Source organism: Litorilinea aerophila, from assembly GCF_006569185.2.
Classification (GTDB): Bacteria; Chloroflexota; Anaerolineae; order Caldilineales; family Caldilineaceae; genus Litorilinea; species Litorilinea aerophila.
Genome location: NZ_VIGC02000064.1, coordinates 1 through 5,015, shown reverse-complemented (window position 1 = coordinate 5,015; position 5,015 = coordinate 1). Strand labels below are relative to the sequence as shown.

The window sequence follows — 5,015 nt, the reverse complement described above, 5'->3', positions numbered from 1 at the left end:
AGATCGTGGAGGCGGCCCGGGCGGCCCAGGCCCACGACTTCATCATGGAGATGGAACGGGGGTACGATACCTACGTGGGCGAGCGGGGCGTGACCCTCTCCGGCGGCCAGAAGCAGCGCATCGCCATTGCCCGGGCCCTGCTGCTGGATCCCCGCATCCTCATCCTGGACGATTCCACCAGCAGCGTGGATGTGGCCACCGAAGCCCTCATCCAGCAGGCCCTGGACCGGCTGATGAAAGGGCGTACCAGCTTTGTCATCGCCCAGCGTATCAGTACCGTCCTCCACGCCGACCTGATCCTGGTGTTGGAGAAGGGACGCATCGTCGCCCAGGGTAAACATGCCGACTTGATGGAGGAGAGCCCCATTTACGCCGAAATCTATCGCAGCCAGCTGGTGGAAGACGCACCGGCGGTATCGACGGAATCGACCGAGGAGTTGATTGAGGAAGGAGGCCGGGCATGATCGGCGGACCGCGACGGCTGTTGGAGCAGGAGACCCTCAAGCCCAAGAGCGTGACCACGACCCTGGCCCGCTTTGGCCGTTACTTTCGGCCCTACTGGGCCGTGCTGCTGTTGGTGCTGGTGCTGCTGGTGGTGAACGCCTGGGTCCAGGTGATCTCGCCCGAGCTGATCGGCCAGGCGGTGGACTGTTACCTGGCGCCGGCGGTGGTGAACGAGGGGGCGGCCCAGCAACCCTTGCCCGGGATGGATGCAACGCCCGGGCCGGCGGCCACGCCGGGGCAGGGCAACTGCTGGTACGACACGGTGCCGGCCGACGCAGGCCGGGATGTGTTGCTGGGGGGGCTGGTCCGGATCGTGCTCACGTTGAGTGTGCTCTTCGTGGTGGGGTCCGCGGTGGGTGGGCTCATGTTCTACCTCATGGGCTGGACCGGCCAACACGTGCTGCGCCAGCTGCGCATCGAGGTCTTCAACCACCTGCACCGCCTCTCCCTGGGCTACTACAGCCGCAACGAGGTGGGCGATCTGATGAGCCGCATCACCAATGACACCAGCACCATCCAACAGGCCCTCAGCTTTGCCCTGGTGCAGGTGTTGAGCGGCGGCCTGCTCCTCTTCTGGATCGCCTACAAGATGCTGACCCTGAACCTGGCCTACGGGCTGTTGGGGCTGGCGGTGGTACCCCTCATGGTGGCGGCCACCCTCTGGTTCAGCAACCAGGCTCGCAAGGCCTTCCGCAAGACCCGCCAGGAGATCGGCAACGTCAACGCCGAGCTGGAGGAGGGCATCTCCGGCGTGCGGGAGGTCCAGGCCTTCAGCCGAGAGGAGGCCAACATTGAAAGCTTCCGCCAGAGCAACGCCGCCAACCGGGACGCCAACATCCGGGCCGTGGCCTACACCGCGGCCCTGGCCCCCACCCTGGAGGCCCTGGGCTACCTGGCCATTGCCCTGGTGGCCGGCGTGGGCGGCATCTACCTGCTTCGGGGCCAGCCCCTGGGCGGCGCGGCCGTCTCCCTGGGCCTCATCATCACCTACCTGGCCTACGTCCAGCGCTTCAATCAGCCCATCCAGCAGATCAGCGTGCTGTGGACCAACATCCAGAGCGCCATCGCCGGCGGTGAGCGCATCTTCGACCTGCTGGACGAGGTGCCGGAGATTCAGGAACGGCCCGGCGCCCAACCCCTGCCGCCCATCCAGGGCCACGTGGTCTATCGGGACGTGTACGCCGAATACACGCCGGGGGAGCCGGTGCTCAAAGGCATCAACCTGGAGGCCCAGCCAGGCCAGACCATCGCCATCGTAGGGCCCACCGGCGCCGGCAAGACGACCCTGGTGAACCTGTTGCCCCGCTTCTACGACGTGACCGCGGGCGCGGTCACCATCGACGGCGTGGATGTCCGGGATGTGACCCTGGCCAGCCTGCGGCGGCAGATCGGCATCGTGCTCCAGGACACCTTCCTCTTCAGCGACACGGTCATGAACAACATCCGCTTCGGCCGGCCCGAGGCCAGCGATGAGGAGGTGATGGCTGCGGCCCGGTTGGCCCGGGCGGACGATTTCATCCGCCGCCTGCCCGAGGGCTACCAGACTGTGTTGGGCGAGCGGGGGGGCGGCCTCAGCCAGGGGCAGCGCCAGCTCATCGCCATTGCCCGGGCGGCCCTGGCCGATCCCCGCATCCTGATCCTGGATGAGGCCACCAGCAGCGTGGACACCCGTACCGAGCGCCAGATCCAGGCCGCGCTGGAGCAGTTGTTGGCCGGGCGCACCAGCTTCGTCATTGCCCACCGGCTGAGCACCATCCGCAACGCGGACCAGGTGCTGGTGCTGGTGAACGGCGAGATCGTGGAGCGGGGGCGCCACGAGGAATTGCTGGCCCGCCAGGGCGTCTACTACGGGCTCTACATGAGCCAGTTCCGCCACATGGAGGTGGAAGCCCCCTCCGCCAACGGACGGGAGGCCGTGCCGGGGCTGGTGGAAGGAGCGCCGGGCGAAAGGTAGTGGGTGGAGCGTTGTAGGTAGTTGTAGGTAGTAGTATATTGGCGCAGCTGGTCACTGCGCATCGCCGGTTTTCCCTGCATCTTTCCGGCTCTGACGAAATGGGGTGGGTTCCTGTGCCCGCCCCATTTCGCGTGGTCTGGGGCTTACTGGGGATGCTGAAAGGCGGATGGCGAGGAGCGGATTGTTTATGTTATTATCTCAATCCCGTGCTTCAGCCACAGAACGGAAAGGAGGGAAAACATGGTCAACGTATCCATCGCCAGAGTTAGTGTGCTGGGGAGCTTTGTCGCCACTGTGACCCTGTTGCTCATCCTGCTTCATCTCCGCCCTCTACCGGCAGAGGCAGCATCAACGGCGACCGGCGATCTGCAGGTGTACAAATTTACTGCAGCAACGTTCGGTGGAGCCATCCCCGGGCAGCCCATCAGCTACACCATCATGTATGGCTGGCAGGGAGACGGTCCGGCGCCCAACGTCCAGGTCGTGGACCAGTTGCCGCCCGAGTTTGTTCTCACGTCCGCCTCTCCCCCACCCACCCAGCAGAACGGGAACACACTGATCTGGGCGTTGGGGACGGTGGACAACCTTTACTTTGACAACATCGTGATCGAAGGGATTGTCCGCGCTGACCTTGCGGAGGGAACCCGTTTCACCAACACCGTCACCATCAGTGGCGACGTTTCCGACGAAGATCCGGACAACGATCAAGCCCAGGCGGTGGTCACGGTAGAGGCGGCCAAGCCAGATCTGGTGATCTGGAAGTGGGGCCTGTTTGAAGAGTTGGAGCAAGGTAGCTTTTTCACCGCCGAGGAGGGGGTGCAGACTTCCTTCAACATCTACTACTTTAATTGGTCCGGCTTCGACGCCCCCGATGCCACCCTGGTGGATGCCCTGCCGGAGGAGATCGAGTTTGTCTCGGCCGATCCTCCGCCCAGCCGTGTGGAAGGCCGAAATCTGATCTGGGAGCTGGGGCCCGTGGCGGCCTTCAGCAGCGGAGAAGTGATCATCCAGGTGCGGCCCACGGCCAGCGGGCGCTTCACCAATACTGCGTCCATTACCAGTACAGCGGGAGATCGGAAGCCAGCAAACAACGAGGATACGTTCCGTTTCTCGGTGGTTCCCGTCCTGCCTCCCCGCCTGCTGAAACCCCATGTCGAGGAGACGAGGCCCGACAGCCCCCTGATCCTGGGCAGCTCGGCCACCTTTGAGGGGCTGGCCCGGGCCGGTGCGACGGTGACCCTCTATGAAGGTTCACCGGACGGGTGTTGGGGTGACTTCAGCGGCTGTAACCCCACGCCCCTGATCTCCACCACCGTCGCCTCGAACCGCTACTGGTCCCTGCCCATCTCCCTCACCCAGGGCATCACCCATTCGCTTTACCTGCGGGCCGAGAAGGACGGTGACGTCAGCGAGCCTTTCTGGGGCTTCTGGCAACCCATCTACGTGATGGTGGACCCACGCTTTGAGCAGGCAGGGTGGGATGTGAACCACTTCACCATCGAGACCGGCGACCGGTCTATCCGGCCCGGGCTGGGTGGCCGTTCAGGGACCACGCCCAACCAGGACATCACCATCAAGATCCGTCAAAAAGCGCCGGACGAGATCGCCGTGGATACCTCGCTGTGGGCCAATCACGCCCTGGAGCTGCGCATCACCCAGAATGGAGATACCTACACGGAAACCTTGCCTGTTTCCAGGGTGGAGAAGGTTACCGAAGGCGCCCAGGCGGAGGGCGTGGAGCCGACCGAGCACTTCAGCTCCTGGGATTTCATCTACATCCAGAAGGGCTTTGGGCCTGGCGCCATCGTGGAGATCTGGTGTTTGCCCGTCTTCTACGACGAAGATGGCATTCCGATCATCGGGCTGGTCTATGTCAAGTGCCACGAGATGGTCATCGACCCGGCCGGATACGTCTACGACCGGGACAAAGCTGGCGGCGAATATGAGTGGCCGGCAGTTCCGCCCGCGGACTCCCTCATCACCAATGCCGTGGTCACCGCCACGGTCCGGGTGGGCGATGACCAGTGGGAGCGCTGGCCGGCCGAGGACTATGGCCAGGTCAACCCCCAGGTAACGGACGCCTCAGCCGCAGACCGGATCTCGGTGCCAGGCTACTACGCCTTCTACGTACCGGCGGGCCAGTACATCGTCCTGGCCACCGCGCCCCACTGCGTCCCGTACACCAGCCCCATCCTCACCGTGGTGGACGAGCCCATCTTCCACAACGTGGGCATGCGCTGCACCTCGGAATCTCAGACCGGGGTTGAATACCGCATCTTCCTGCCCGCGGTCCAGCGGTAGGGACTCCTGGTAGCGTTTCCTCTCACGCCCGGTCCACGGCAGTCTCCGCGGGCCGGGCGTGCTCTTGGAACAGCCCCTGCAGAGCACCGCCTACCACCAACCTACCGTCTACTGTCTACTGCCTACCACCTACCTGTCGTACATCAGCACATCGTGTTGGGAATTGAGAACCTTAACAACTGAAAACCATCAGCACATCGTGTCATTCCAGACGTTGATTGGTCAGGGCGGCTGGAATGGCAAGGGTGCGTTGGAA

Annotated in this window: 3 protein-coding genes; all 3 read left to right on the top strand. The window is 64.1% G+C overall.

Annotated features, from left to right (window positions below; translation table 11 throughout):
- Positions 1–464, top strand: a 464-nt coding sequence (locus tag FKZ61_RS23505; protein WP_141612602.1) for an ATP-binding cassette domain-containing protein, incomplete at its 5' end; no start/stop codon positions are given.
- Positions 461–2,458: an ABC transporter ATP-binding protein gene (locus FKZ61_RS23500; RefSeq protein WP_141612601.1), complete on the top strand. Its 1,998-nt coding sequence runs from the start codon at positions 461–463 to the stop codon at positions 2,456–2,458. The genes FKZ61_RS23505 and FKZ61_RS23500, both read left to right, overlap by 4 nt.
- A gap of 240 nt (positions 2,459–2,698) precedes the next feature.
- Entirely contained in the window at positions 2,699–4,759 is a 2,061-nt protein-coding gene (locus FKZ61_RS23495) for a DUF11 domain-containing protein (RefSeq protein WP_141612600.1), read from the top strand.
- Positions 4,760–5,015 lie beyond the last annotated feature (256 nt).

Coding starts and splice junctions, on each gene's coding strand:
- FKZ61_RS23500 (WP_141612601.1), top strand. CDS start 461: ATGATCGGCGGACCGCGACGGCTGTTGGAGCAGGAGACCCTCAAGCCC.
- FKZ61_RS23495 (WP_141612600.1), top strand. CDS start 2,699: ATGGTCAACGTATCCATCGCCAGAGTTAGTGTGCTGGGGAGCTTTGTC.